This is a genomic window from Pseudomonas sp. Pseusp49 (assembly GCF_059491875.1).
Window position 1 is genome coordinate 1,808,780 of record NZ_CP168514.1, and the last position, 12,788, is coordinate 1,821,567.

At 59.5% G+C, this 12,788-nt stretch carries 15 protein-coding genes; 2 read left to right on the forward strand and 13 right to left on the reverse strand.

The genetic code is table 11. From position 1 onward, the window contains the following. Positions 1 to 52: 52 nt before the first annotated feature. The 5 genes from ACEN83_RS08065 to puuE all read right to left on the reverse strand — a co-directional run bounded on the left by ACEN83_RS08065 (position 53) and on the right by puuE (position 4,592). Positions 53 to 1,351 carry a urate hydroxylase PuuD gene (locus ACEN83_RS08065; RefSeq protein WP_495579949.1) on the reverse strand — a complete coding sequence of 433 codons (1,299 nt, stop codon included), beginning with the start codon at positions 1,349 to 1,351 and terminating at the stop codon, positions 53 to 55. 51 nt (positions 1,352 to 1,402) lie between these two features. Then, positions 1,403 to 1,906 carry an ureidoglycolate lyase gene (locus ACEN83_RS08070; RefSeq protein WP_007960046.1) on the reverse strand — a complete coding sequence of 168 codons (504 nt, stop codon included), beginning with the start codon at positions 1,904 to 1,906 and terminating at the stop codon, positions 1,403 to 1,405. Positions 1,907 to 2,068: 162 nt separating this feature from the next. Continuing rightward, positions 2,069 to 3,064: an allantoicase gene (alc, locus tag ACEN83_RS08075; RefSeq protein ID WP_007974931.1), complete on the reverse strand. Its 996-nt coding sequence runs from the start codon at positions 3,062 to 3,064 to the stop codon at positions 2,069 to 2,071. An 89-nt stretch (positions 3,065 to 3,153) separates the two neighbouring features. Further along, positions 3,154 to 3,669 carry a 2-oxo-4-hydroxy-4-carboxy-5-ureidoimidazoline decarboxylase gene (uraD, locus tag ACEN83_RS08080; RefSeq protein ID WP_495579950.1) on the reverse strand — a complete coding sequence of 172 codons (516 nt, stop codon included), beginning with the start codon at positions 3,667 to 3,669 and terminating at the stop codon, positions 3,154 to 3,156. Further along, positions 3,666 to 4,592, reverse strand: a complete 927-nt coding sequence (puuE, locus tag ACEN83_RS08085) for an allantoinase PuuE (RefSeq protein ID WP_102673301.1) — start codon at positions 4,590 to 4,592, stop codon at positions 3,666 to 3,668. Before puuE ends, uraD begins: the two co-directional genes overlap by 4 nt. 434 nt (positions 4,593 to 5,026) lie before the next feature. On the opposite strand from puuE, the gene uraH reads away from it, so the two are divergent. After that, a complete protein-coding gene (gene uraH, locus ACEN83_RS08090) occupies positions 5,027 to 5,380 on the forward strand; it encodes a hydroxyisourate hydrolase (protein ID WP_007974925.1) in 354 nt (117 codons plus the stop codon). 178 nt (positions 5,381 to 5,558) lie between these two features. Here uraH and ACEN83_RS08095 read toward each other — a convergent pair whose 3' ends face one another. The 3 genes from ACEN83_RS08095 to ACEN83_RS08105 all read right to left on the reverse strand — a co-directional run bounded on the left by ACEN83_RS08095 (position 5,559) and on the right by ACEN83_RS08105 (position 8,385). Next, the gene (locus tag ACEN83_RS08095) at positions 5,559 to 6,185 is read right to left on the reverse strand and encodes a LysE family translocator (RefSeq protein WP_116582369.1); all 627 of its coding nucleotides are present in this window, start codon (positions 6,183 to 6,185) and stop codon (positions 5,559 to 5,561) included. Positions 6,186 to 6,257: 72 nt separating this feature from the next. After that, a complete protein-coding gene (locus tag ACEN83_RS08100; RefSeq protein ID WP_116582370.1) occupies positions 6,258 to 7,607 on the reverse strand; it encodes an NCS2 family permease in 1,350 nt (449 codons plus the stop codon). Between the two features lie 331 nt (positions 7,608 to 7,938). Continuing rightward, positions 7,939 to 8,385 (reverse strand): MarR family winged helix-turn-helix transcriptional regulator, encoded by a 447-nt coding sequence (locus ACEN83_RS08105; protein ID WP_102700129.1) that lies wholly within the window; start codon positions 8,383 to 8,385, stop codon positions 7,939 to 7,941. An 82-nt stretch (positions 8,386 to 8,467) separates the two neighbouring features. Between ACEN83_RS08105 and ACEN83_RS08110 the strand changes: the two genes are divergently transcribed. Beyond that, the gene (locus ACEN83_RS08110; RefSeq protein ID WP_495579951.1) at positions 8,468 to 9,634 is read left to right on the forward strand and encodes an aminotransferase-like domain-containing protein; all 1,167 of its coding nucleotides are present in this window, start codon (positions 8,468 to 8,470) and stop codon (positions 9,632 to 9,634) included. Between the two features lie 183 nt (positions 9,635 to 9,817). Here ACEN83_RS08110 and ACEN83_RS08115 read toward each other — a convergent pair whose 3' ends face one another. The 5 genes from ACEN83_RS08115 to ACEN83_RS08135 form a co-directional block, all read right to left on the reverse strand. Beyond that, positions 9,818 to 10,189, reverse strand: a complete 372-nt coding sequence (locus ACEN83_RS08115; RefSeq protein WP_007974915.1) for a glutathione S-transferase N-terminal domain-containing protein — start codon at positions 10,187 to 10,189, stop codon at positions 9,818 to 9,820. Between the two features lie 104 nt (positions 10,190 to 10,293). Then, positions 10,294 to 10,839: a GTP cyclohydrolase I FolE gene (gene folE, locus ACEN83_RS08120; RefSeq protein WP_003204506.1), complete on the reverse strand. Its 546-nt coding sequence runs from the start codon at positions 10,837 to 10,839 to the stop codon at positions 10,294 to 10,296. Positions 10,840 to 10,916: 77 nt separating this feature from the next. Then, the gene (locus ACEN83_RS08125) at positions 10,917 to 11,474 is read right to left on the reverse strand and encodes a Smr/MutS family protein (RefSeq protein ID WP_007974913.1); all 558 of its coding nucleotides are present in this window, start codon (positions 11,472 to 11,474) and stop codon (positions 10,917 to 10,919) included. Between the two features lie 78 nt (positions 11,475 to 11,552). Next, on the reverse strand, positions 11,553 to 11,873 hold the full coding sequence (locus ACEN83_RS08130) for a hypothetical protein (protein ID WP_007974911.1): 321 nt from the start codon (positions 11,871 to 11,873) through the stop codon (positions 11,553 to 11,555). A 131-nt stretch (positions 11,874 to 12,004) separates the two neighbouring features. Further along, on the reverse strand, positions 12,005 to 12,595 hold the full coding sequence (locus ACEN83_RS08135; protein WP_007974909.1) for a cysteine hydrolase family protein: 591 nt from the start codon (positions 12,593 to 12,595) through the stop codon (positions 12,005 to 12,007). Positions 12,596 to 12,788 lie beyond the last annotated feature (193 nt).

Here is a 12,788-nt window from a genome sequence, read left to right on the forward strand (position 1 = left end):
AGGATCTGTGTTGCCTGTGTGGGAGCGAGCCTGCTCGCGAAGCTTTTAACGATCAGTTGGTCTGGGCTCCCTGCACAATCCAGGCACCGATCAGGTCACGTTCCTGCTGGGTCATCTGCGTGATGTTGCCCAGTGGCATGATCTGGCTGGTGACGGCTTGCGCCTGGATCCGCGGTGCGTTCTGGCGGATCTGCTCGGGGGTGTCGAACATCACACCGGCAGGGGCCGCACTGAACAGCGGGCTGGTGGGCTTGGCCGAGTGGCAAACCGCGCAACGTTCCTGAATCACGCTGTGCACTTTGTCAAAGCCTGGGCCGGCGTTGGACGCTTGCGCCGGAGCGGCTGGCGTTTCTGCAGGTTTGGCTTCAGCGGGTTTCAAACCACCGCCCACTGCGGTTTCCGGCAGCGGCTGGTATTCGATCTTCGCGGGTGCCTTGGCCACTTCCGGGCTGTTCAGCGGTGCAGGGCCGGTGACGTAAGCCAGGCTGATCATGCCGACGGCTGCAACTGGAAGCGTCCAGGCAAACTTGTGGCTGTCATGACGGGTGTTGAAGTAGTGACGCACCAACACTGCCAGTACCGCGATTCCGGCCAGGATCAACCAGTTGTACTGGCTGCCGTAGGTGCTCGGGAAGTGGTTGCTGATCATGATGAACAGCACCGGCAAGGTGAAGTAGTTGTTGTGACGCGAACGCAGTAGGCCTTTGGCCGGCAGGGCCGGATCCGGCGTGCGGTTCTCGGCGATCGCCGCCACCAGTGCGCGCTGTGCCGGCATGATGATGCGGAACACGTTGCCGACCATGATGGTGCCGATGATCGCGCCGACGTGCAGGTACGCACCGCGACCGCTGAACACTTTGCTGAAGCCGTAGGCCGCGCCGATGATCAGCACGAACAGGATTCCACCTAGCAGGGCAGGCCGTTTGCCCAGGGCCGAGTCGCACAGGAAGGAGTAGACGAACCAGCCGATGAACAGCGAGCCGATACCGATGGCCACGCCTTCAGGGCCGCTCAGGGTGCTGCCCGGAGCCAGCAGGTAGAGCGTCGGGTTGGAGTAGAACACCACGCACAGCAGCGCGATCCCCGACATCCAGGTGAAGTAGGCTTCCCATTTGAACCAGTGCAGGTTGTCCGGCATGGTCGGTGGAGCCAGCTTGTATTTTTCCAGGTGGTAGATGCCGCCGCCGTGGATCGCCCACAAATCGCCGGCCAGGCCGGTTCTCGGGTTGACCCGGTTGAGGTTGTTTTCCAGCCAGACGAAATAGAACGACGCACCGATCCAGGCCACGCCAGTAATCATGTGAACCCAGCGCACGCTCAGGTTCAGCCATTCCAACAGATGTGCTTCCACAGTCTTTACCTCTCGCCCGTCACTCTTGTTGTCGAGTGATCGGACCTTCTCTTATTGGTGGGGGGCGAGGATCAAACGCTCATCCTCTTTGAAAAAATGCTCATCGCAGTTATTGCCTGTGCCACTGCGATCAACCACCAGGAAGTCATCCCGCTTTTCGATCGTCAGCACCGGGTGGTGCCAGACGCCGCGATGGTAATTAATGCCCTGCCTGCCGTTGGTGACGAAGGCGCGGACCAAGCCTGATACAGGTTCATCGCCAAGTGGCGCGACCACGATCAGAAAGGGGTTGCCGAGCAGCGGAATGAAAGCCTGGCTGCCCAGCGGATGGCGCTCCAGCATGCTGACGGTCAGCGGCATGTCCTGCGCGTCGGCGCGGAAGATGCTGATGATCGCGTTGTCCTCTGGCGTAGCGGTTTCGACCGTCGCCAGTTTATGGAAGCGCATGGTCGAACCGTTGTTGATCATGAAGTGATCGCTGCCGTCGGTTTCGATCACGTCACCGAAAGGGGCGAAGGCTTCTTTGGTCAGCGGTTCAATCGTCAGTGTGCGCATGCTGTTTTATCCGAATTCTGTGTTGTTGGTTCACTTGCTCGCGTGTCTTGCGCGATCCCTGTAGGAGCTGGCGAAGCCTGCGATCTTTTGACTTTGCTTTTTAAGATCAAGATCAAAAGATCGCAGCCTGCGGCAGCTCCTACACGGGTTTGGGGTTGGCGCTTATTTAGCGACCTTGCCCAAAACGCGCAGGCGGCTCACACCACCATCCGGGAACACGTTCAGGCGGATGTGGGTGATCGGGCCCAGTGCCTTGATCTGCTCGGCGAAGGTGTGTTCGGCGTGCATTTCCAGCTTTTGGCTTGGCAGCAGTTCACGCCAGAACAGCGATTGGGTTTCGATCTGGCTGTCGGTGCCGCCCTTCACGAAAGCGCCCTGGATCGAGCAGCTGTCCGGGTAGTTGCCCTTGAAGTGCAGGGTGTCGACGATGACTTTCTCGACTTCACCGGCATGTCCCAGCGCGACGATGACCCAGTCATTGCCCGGGGTACGGCGACGCGCGGTTTCCCAGCCGTCGCCCATGTTGATGCCACGGCCCGGGTTGAGGATGTTGCTCATGCGGCCGAAGTGTTCATCGGAGCAGGCGAGGGCGCGGCCACCGTTGAGGGCGGCTGCCAGGTCGACTTGCTCGTTGTCGCCGATGGCCGACCAGTCGCGGAACGGCACGCCGTACACACGCAGACGGGCCACGCCGCCATCCGGGTAGATGTTGAAGCGCAGGTGGCTGAAGGCCTGGTCGTTGCTGATTTCGTGGTAGTGATGGCTGTTGCCTTGCAGCTCGACGGCGGACAGCACTTCAGTCCACTGGGTGTTTTCATCAGGCTCGCCCGACGCCAGGAAGCAGGCTTCCAGGGACGCCGATGGTGGGAAGTTGCCGGTGAAGAATGAAGTGTCGATGTCGACGCCCTTGATAGAACCCGGTACGCCCAGGCGGATCACGGCGCTGTCGAAGCCTTCGAAGCGCTTGCGGCGCGATTCCCAGCCGTCCATCCACTTGCCGTTGTCATCGAACACGCCCTCCTTCCATACGGCCGGGGTCGGTTGGAACAGACGGTTGGCGTCTGCGAACCAGTCATCGGTGACCGAGATGATTTTGGTGCCCAGGCGGGCGTCGGCCAGGTTGACGAACTTCTCGAAAGGTACGGCGTAAGCTTTCATTCTTCTTGTCTGCCTTTAATAAGTTGGCTTGGGATGCTTGCAAGGCCCTGGGCGGCTTCGGCGTTCATGAAATCGCTGGGCCAGGCTTGCTATAGGGTCAGTAATCGGAACAGGGCGATCTTGTTGATCTCCGCCAGCGCGCACTTGAACTCGGTGTCGACCGGGTTGTGGATGCGCGTTTCGAACGCTGCGAGGATCTGATGCCGGTTGCTGCCTTTTACCGCCATGATGAAGGGAAACTTGAACTTGGCTTTGTAAGCGTCGTTCAGCTCGGTGAAGCGCTGGAACTCTTCGGCCGTGCATTGATGAATACCGGCGCCAGCCTGTTCATTAGTGCTGGCTTCGGTCAACTGGCCCTGGACGGCGGCTTTGCCGGCCAGGTCCGGGTGAGCGTTGATCAGAGCCAACTGGCTGGCGTGATCGGCGCTCAACAGGATGTCGCTCATGCGCTGGTGCAGGGTTTCAATCTCGTCGATCGAGGCGTCCTGGCCCAGGTCGAAGGCCTTTTCGGCCACCCATGGCGAATGTTCGTAGGTGTCGGCGAAGGCTTTGACGAAGGCGTCGCGGCTCAAGGTCGAGGGTTTCAATGTTTGAAAGGCGCTCATTTTGCGGCCCCTTGGTACGGGTGGGTTTCCTGCCAGTGGCGCGCGATGTCGACGCGACGGCTGAACCACACCTGTTCATGACTTTTAGCGTATTCGATAAAGCGCTTGAGCGAAGCCAGACGCGCCGGACGGCCGATCAGGCGGCAGTGCAGGCCGATCGACAGCATCTTCGGTGCTTCGGCGCCTTCGGCGTAGAGCACGTCGAACGCATCCTTGAGGTATTCGAAGAAGTCGTCGCCCTTGTTGAAACCCTGGACCTGGGTGAAACGCATGTCGTTGGTGTCCAGGGTGTACGGAATCACCAGGTGCGGCTTGCCGGTCGGGTTGTTCGGTTCCCAGTAGGGCAGGTCGTCGTCGTAGGTGTCGCAGTCGTAGAGGAAACCGCCTTCTTCCATTACCAGGCGACGGGTGTTCGGACCCGTGCGGCCGGTGTACCAGCCCAGTGGGCGTTCACCGGTGATTTCGGTGAGGATGCGGATCGCTTCGAGCATGTGCTCGCGTTCCTGGTTTTCATCCATGTACTGGTAGTCGATCCAGCGGTAGCCGTGGCTGCAGATCTCGTGGCCGGCATCGACCATGGCGCGGATCACGTCCGGGTGACGCTGGGCGGCCATGGCCACGGCGAAGATGGTCAGCGGAATGTCGAATTCCTTGAACAGCTTCAGGATCCGCCATACGCCGGCACGGCTGCCATACTCGTAAAGGGATTCCATGCTCATGTTGCGCGCGCCTTGCAGCGGCTGGGCAGACACCATTTCCGAGAGGAAGGCTTCGGATTCTTTGTCGCCGTGCAGGATGTTGCGCTCGCCGCCTTCTTCGTAATTGAGTACGAACGACAGGGCTATGCGGGCATTGCCCGGCCAGTGTGGATGAGGAGGGTTACTGCCGTAACCGACCAGGTCGCGTGGGTAGTCAGCGCTCACTGCAGGCTTCCTTCTTGTTCGATGATGACGGTTGGTGTGACGCAGCTGAAGATTGGGTGGCAGGCTGGCGTCACAGCGATGGGCTGATTGTATACAACTTTATATTCACTTTGTAAGCCTGAATTTTCGCATTTTTAACCGACGGTCATCTTTTACTGCTATTGGCGTGAGCCTGCAAGAAATCTGCCTGACTGGTCAGTAATTTGATGAAGGGTTCATGGAGCGTGCTGTTCGGCGGGAAATCGGCGGTAAATGTGCAGGTGCCGGGTATGGCGCGAAAAATGTCGTTTTTATTGTGTACAATTTTTTTGAAAAGTGTCTTAATCAGTCGCTCGCCGCAACTTTTCGTGCTCCGAATCGGTGCGGTCTCCTTTTCAACTGACTTCGGGAGGCGCGAAGTCTGACTGCTCCACGCAGGCAGGCGCGCAGAATCAATGGGACGTTTGACTACACACGTTTTGGATGCAGCACACGGTTGCCCGGGCAGCTCGATCAAGGTCGAGTTGTACCGCGTTGAAGGATCGCACCTGGAATTGGTCGCCAGCGCGATAACCAACAGCGATGGCCGTGTCGATGCACCGCTGCTGCAAGGCGATGACTACCGCACCGGGGTCTACCAGGTTCAGTTTCATGCCGGCGACTACTACCGCGCCCGCGGCGTCAAGCTGCCGGAGCCGGCCTTCCTGGATGTCGTGGTGCTGCGCTTCGGCATCTCTGCCGAGCAGGATCACTACCACGTGCCGTTGTTGATTTCGCCTTACAGCTACTCCACCTATCGCGGCAGCTGATCCCCCAAGCAGCTGCTGCACCCTGGAAGCGACTGCGCATATAGCTTCTTTGGTCTTTCGCCCGCTCACACTGCGGGCTTTTTTTCGTCTGTGAAAAAATCAAAAGATCGCAACCTTCGGCAGCTCCTACATATCCGCGTAGGAGCTGCCGAAGGCTGCGATCTTTTGCTCTTGCTGTTTAGCGGCTCAACAGGGACGCAGCCCCCGCGCCACTGAACAACCCCGCACTGATCCGGTTAAACCAGCTCTGCCCCTTGCCGCTGCGCAGATACCGCGCCGCACCATGGGCGCCGAGGCCGTATGCGAGCTTGCACAGCAGATCGAGCAGGGTCCAGGTCGCAATCATCACCAGCAGCTGCGGCAGGAACGGCTGTTCGGCACTCAAGAACTGCGGCAGGAAAGCGGCAAAGAACAGGATGTCCTTCGGGTTGCTGGCGCCCAGCATGAACGCACGTCCGAACAGCGCACGAAAGCGTGGCACCGGCGCGGCCTGTGGCACTTCAGCGCCATGGGAAGGCAGGCGTGATTGCTGCCAGCTCTGCCAGGCGAGGTAGAACAGGTAAAGGGCACCCAGAATCTTCAGTGCGCTGAACAGCTGTTCCGACGCCAGCAACAACGCACCCAGGCCTAGCGCCGAAGCACTCAGCAGGCAGATCGATGCGGACACGCCGCCGAGAAAGGCCGGGTAAGAGCGGCGCAGGCCGTAATTCAGACTGTTGCTGATCATCAGCAAAGACAGCGGCCCCGGGATCAGGATCACTATCAGCGCAGCGCCGCTGAACAGCAGCCAGGTTTCCAGACTCATCACTTTCCTCCATTTGCACAAAAGCCTCACCCGACGGGGTGAGGCTGTTTTGAAGCGGGTCCCGCGAAAGGCTTACAGGAAGATGAACTTGGCGATGAAGATCGCGCAGAGCACCCACAGGCTGACGGAGATTTCCTTGTACTTGCCGGTGCCGGCCTTCAACGCCACGTAGGTGATGAAGCCCAGCGCGATGCCATCGGCGACCGAAAAGGTCAGAGGCATCATGATTGCGGTGACGATCGCCGGGATGCTGTCGGTCGCTTCATCCCATTCGATGTGGGCCATGCCGCCCATCATCAGCATTGCCACATAAATCAGTGCGCCAGCGGTGGCATAGGCGGGAATCATGCCGGCCAGTGGTGCGAAAAACATTGCCGCTATAAATAGCACACCCACGGTGACTGCGGTAAGACCAGTCCGACCACCCGCAGCGACACCGGCAGCACTTTCCACGTAGCTGGTCACTGGCGGAACACCCACCACCGCACCGAATACGCTGGAAGCACTGTCGGCTTTCATGGCGCGGGAGAGGTTTTCGATGCGGCCGTCAGCGCCCACCAGGTTGGCGCGCTGGGCAACCCCCATCAAGGTGCCGGCGGTGTCGAACATGTGTACGAAGAGGAACGCCAGGACCACGCTGATCATGCTGACGTTGAACACGCCGGCGACGTTCATGGCCATGAAGGTAGGGGCAAGGCTCGGTGGAGCCGACATGATGCCCTCGTAGTGCACCAGGCCCAGACCCCAGCCAGCGAGGGTCACGGTGATGATGCTGATGAGGATCGCGCCGAACACCTTGTGATAGCTGAGGATGGCGATCATCAGGAAGCACACGGCGGCGAGCAGCGGGCCGGGTTCGCGCAGGGAGCCGAGCTTGATCAGCGTGGCCGGGCTATCGACGACGATACCCGCGGTTTTCAGGCCGATCAGCCCCAGGAACAGACCCACGCCGGCGCCCATGGCGAAGCGCAGGCTGACCGGGATGCTGTTGAGCAGCCATTCGCGGATTCGCGAGAAGGTCAGGATCATGAACAACACACCGGACACAAACACCGCGCCGAGGGCGGTTTCCCAGTTGTAGCCCATGGTGCCGACCACGGTGTAGGTGAAGAAGGCGTTGAGCCCCATGCCTGGCGCCAGGCCTACCGGCCAGTTGGCGTACAGGCCCATCAACAGGCAACCGAGTGCTGCGGCGATGCAGGTGGCGACGAATGCCGCACCGTGATCGATCCCGGCGTCGGCCATGATGTTGGGGTTGACGAAAATGATGTAAGCCATCGTGATGAAGGTTGTCAGACCGGCAATCAGCTCGGTCTTCACCGTGGTGCCGTGCAAGCTGAGTTTGAACAGACGCTCCAGCAAGCCAGTGCGTAGTGGCGGCGAGAGATCCAGCGTCGATGCTTCGGATTTGCGGCTTTCCACAGCGAATACTCCTCAAGAGTTTTATTGTTATTTCCAGGGCCGGACCCATGAGGGTGGCAGCGGCCCTTTGAGGCACTTGCGAATTTGTTGACCGCTTGGTCAGGAACTCGCACGAAGTGGATTATGCTTTTGTATACAAAGAAAGCAAATAATGTTTTTGATTTTGTCGACGAAAAGTTTGGCTTTAGGGATATATCGCCTGTTCCGGCCCCTTCGCGAGCAAGCCCGCTCCCACAGGAAACCCGGTCAGGCACAAGATTTGTGGACACCATCCATCACTGTAGGGCTTGCTCGCGAAGAGGCCGGATCAGGCAGCATCAAAATCAGCAATTCAGTCGGTATGCGCCTGACTTTTCCCCAACGCCAGATTCACCGCCAACCACCCATTCACCGCTGTCTCCCCAGCCTCGGCAAACACCCGCTCCAGCAATTTCACCTGCTCACGCCTCAATGCCTGCTCAAACCGCGCGCCTTCCGCTGTCAACTCCAGCAGACGCTTACGCTTGTCCGTCTCGGACGCGACGCTCTCGACCAGATGCATCTCCAACAATTGCCGCAACGGCATGTTCAGCGCCTGCTTGCTCACGCCAAGCAAGGCCAGCAGTTCCTTGACGCTCAGGTTCGGATAGCGGGCGATGAAAAACACGATGCGTTGATGCACACGGCTCAGGCCACGGCGCTCGAGCATTTCATCGGCCTTGGCGGTGAAAGCCTGGTAGCCGAAGAAAAACGCTTCCATGGCTTGCTGTTGGGAAAGCGGGTTTTTAAGGTCAAGCATGTTGATGTATCCATTCGAAGAAGCGTAATTTCGGTCAACAAGTTTGACTCATTTTCCACATGCCTCGCTACCGGTGATCCCCATGGCTTTTTCCGAACGTGTCTCACGCCTTAAAAGTTCTTTGATCCGTGAAATCCTTGCCGCGGCCCAGCGCCCGCAGGTGATGTCGTTTGCCGGCGGTTTGCCTGCCGAAGCCATGTTGCCGAAGGTTGATTGGGCCGAGATGCCGCTTTCCATGGGGCAATACGGCATGAGCGAGGGCGAACCGGCTCTGCGTGAGGCGCTGGCCGCCGAGGCGCGAGCGTTGGGTGTGGCATGTGAGGCAAGCCAGGTACTGGTGGTCAGTGGTTCACAGCAAACTCTGGATCTGGCCGCCAAGCTCTACATCGACAAGGGCACCGAAATCCTGCTCGAAGCGCCGACTTATCTGGCGGCATTGCAGATTTTTCAGCTGTTCGGCGCCAATTGCCTGACCGTGCCGCTGGAGGCTGACGGGCCGAACCTGGCAGAACTGCGCGCTCGCCTGGAGCAACACCGCCCGGCCTTCATCTACCTGATCCCGACCTTCCAGAATCCTTCGGCGGTACGTTACAGCGAAGCCAAACGCGACGCGGTGGCAGCACTGCTCGACGAGTTCGGCGTCACCCTGATCGAAGACGAGCCTTATCGCGAGCTGACCTTCGACGGTGGCAGCGCCACGCCGATTGCCGGTCGTTTGAAAAAAGCCAGCTGGATCTACACCGGGACCGTGTCGAAAACCCTGTTGCCGGGTTTGCGCGTTGGCTATCTGATTGCCAGCCCGGACCTGTTTCCCCATCTGTTGAAACTCAAGCAGTCGGCGGACCTGCACACCAACCGGGTAGGCCAGTGGCAGGCGCTGCAATGGATCGGAACCGAGAAGTATCAGCAGCATCGCAGTGAGCTACGGGATTTTTACCGGGTGCGCCGGGATGCGTTCCAGCTGGCACTGCAAACCCACTTCTCTGATCTGGCGAACTGGAACGAACCACAGGGCGGGCTGTTTTTCTGGTTGAAACTCAAGCAGCCGCTGGACACTCGAACCTTGCTCAATGCGGCGTTGGCCAACGACGTGGCGTTCATGCCGGGCGAGCCGTTCTTCCCCGAGCCGGACAAGCATCACGGGTATTTGCGGTTGAACTTCAGCCACATTGACCCGGCGCGGCTGGAGGAGGGGCTCAAGCGGCTGGCGGCGGTGGTGCGACAGGCGCAGGCGGCGCAAGCGGCCTGAAAACAAATAAACCGGCGCAAGGGCCGGTTTATTTTTGTCTGAGTCATGTGTCGCTTTAGCGGGCCCCATCGCTGGCAAGCCAGCTCCCACAGTTACCGAGGTGTACTCAAATATTGTGGTCGACATGATCACTGTGGGAGCTGGCTTGCCAGCGATGGGGCCATCAGCCTCAACGAAAAAACATCAGGCCGCCGCGAAACGCTTGTCCAGATAATCAATGATCACCTTGGACTCATACATCCAGGTGGTCTGGCCATTCTCTTCGATACGCAGGCACGGCACCTTGATCTTGCCGCCTTGCTCGAGCAAAGCCTGGCGATCCTGTTCGTTGTTCTTCGCATCGCGAAGAGCCACCGGCACGTTCAGGCGGCGCAGGGTGCGGCGAGTCTTCACGCAGAACGGGCAGGCGTGGAATTGATACAGGGTCAGCCCCTTGGCGGCGGATTCAACCTGGGCCTGGGCGGCGGCAGGGCGCTGCTTTTTGCTTGGGCGAGTCAGGAAGTCGATGAAGATGATCAGTTGGCCAAGGCCGACACGAAGCGCTTTTACGAACACGTTGAAAGCCTCACGGTGCAAATGAAGAAGGGCGCGCAGCTTACCTGATTTTTCGCGGACGAAAAAAAACCGGCGATGAATGCCGGTTTTCTTCGTGCCGCGAATTACTTGATGAGGCTGAGGAATTCGCTGCGGGTGGCGGCGTTCTCGCGGAATTCACCGAGCATCACCGAAGTGATCATCGACGAATTCTGCTTTTCCACGCCGCGCATCATCATGCACATGTGCTTGGCCTCGATCACCACTGCAACGCCCAGGGCGCCGGTGACTTGCTGGACCGCATCGGCGATCTGGCGGCTGAGGTTTTCCTGGATTTGCAGGCGGCGGGCGTACATGTCGACGATCCGCGCCACCTTCGACAGGCCCAGGACCTTGCCGCTCGGGATGTAGGCAACGTGCGCCTTGCCGATGAACGGCAGCAGGTGGTGTTCGCACAACGAGTACAACTCGATGTCCTTGACCAGCACCATTTCGCTGTTGTCGGAGCTGAACAGGGCACCGTTGGTGACCTCTTCCAGTGTCTGTTCATAGCCGCGGCAGAGGTACTGCATGGCTTTGGCGGCACGTTTTGGCGTGTCGAGCAGGCCTTCGCGGGAAACGTCCTCGCCGAGCTGGCCGAGGATCGCCGTGTAATTCTGTTCCAGGGACATGAAACTACCTGTGGGATTTTACGCAAAGGGCAAGGGTACGGTGACGGACACGACGCTGCAAGCGTGGCGCATCAGCTTTACTCGTCGCGACCTTCCATCATGGTGCGTTTGAGCATCACGTAGACCGCCCCGGCACCGCCATGTTTGGCCTGGCACGAGGTGAAGCCGAGCACTTGCGGATGCTGGCGCAGCCAGGTGTTGACGTGGCTTTTGATCATCGGCCGCTTGCCGTCCAGGCGTACTGCCTTGCCATGGGTGACGCGCACGCAGCGGATTTCGAATCTGGTTGCTTCGGCGAGGAACGCCCAGAGGGTTTCCCGGGCCTTTTCCACGCTCATGCCGTGCAGGTCGAGGCTGCCTTCGAATGGAATCTGACCGATCTTGAGCTTGCGCATCTGGCTTTCCTGCACGCCATCACGCGCCCACATCAGCTCGTCTTCAGGGCCGACGTCGATGACGAATTGATCGGACAGGCCGTCAACGGTGGTGGATTCGGTGCGCACGGTGGCCGCTTGACGCAGTTTGGCAATCTGCGCACGGTCAGCCTTGGGTTTGCCGGTTTCGGCGCGATCGTGCTTGATAGGCTTGACGCCTTGGATCGCGCTTTTGAACAGGGAAAAATCGTCGTCTTGCATGTCAGCCTCCGCGAAGGGCGGCCAGTTTACCCAACTCGAAGCGAATCGGGCGCGACAAAAACGCGCGCGGTGCTTGGCTCAGTCGTGTTTTTTCATCAGGTGCGGAGACATGGCCAGTTCCCGCGACTGCCGCGAGCGACGGCGGCAACGGCGCCACAACCAGACACCGAGGTAAAGCACGAACAGGCCGATGGCCAGGATCACGGCAGCACCGGTGCGGCTGGTGTTCAATTCTCCCAGGGCGGGAGCGTGGCCGAGCAGGCCGGCGGCACCGGCCATGGCGAGCAACACGCCGCACATCGCCAGCAATGCCGCGAACGTCGCGCCGATTCTAAAACGCCAGTTGCGTTGGCCTTTGGGCCGCAAGCGGCGAGCGTCAAAACCATCGGATAACTTCATTCCGACCTTCCTCAATGGGTATCGGCCCTTCGACCGGGAGTTGACCGGGATGTTCCTGAGGCTATGACAATTACGGCAAATGCGAGGTTTTTGCGGATGAGCGGCGCTCCAGGCCGCTCATTGAGCGTCGATCAGATCAGTTCACAGGTCAGCGCGAGGGTGGCGAAGTTGTCGCCCATGATCGCCATTTCGGTCTGATGAACGTGCGCGGCGCTCAGGACACCGCCCTTGTAGGGAAGGTCGCGTGTGGCGCAGGCGTCTTCGATCAGCGTGCAGCGGAAACCCAGGTTCTTCGCGGCGCGCACAGTGGTGCTGACGCTCGAGTGACTCATGAAGCCGCAGACGATCAGGTCGAGGGCGCCGAGGTCCTCCAGGCGTTTGGCCAGTTCAGTCCCGTGGAACGCGCTCGGCAGCAATTTGCCGATGATGGTTTCGTCGCTTTGTGGCTCAAGACCCGGAATGAATTCACCACCGACGCCTTGCGGGTTGAACATGCCACCGAGCGTGCCGAGGTGGCGGACATGCACGATCGGCCGCCCGGCGGCACGGGCCGCGGCGAGTAACTGCTTGATGTTCGCGACGGCCTCATCCATGCCGCTGAGGGCCAGCGGCCCGCTCAAATACTCTTTCTGGGCATCGATGATGATAAGGGTCGCATGACTCAGTTTGGCTGCCGGATAACCGCGGCCGCTGAGTTGAAACATCGTTTTTGGAACGGACATTCTGGGGCTCCTTGGAGTGGGGCTTTTGCGCCATTGTCCTCTGGCTGAGCGGTTATGTGAATCGCTACGATCGTAGGTGCCGTGGTTGCTGGCCTCTAGCCTTGTCAATAGTCACGTTTTGTTCAATAGCCTGGCGAAAAAACGGATAACTCCTACATTTGAGTCGGTCGTTTTCCTGCGTCGTCGTGGCGCC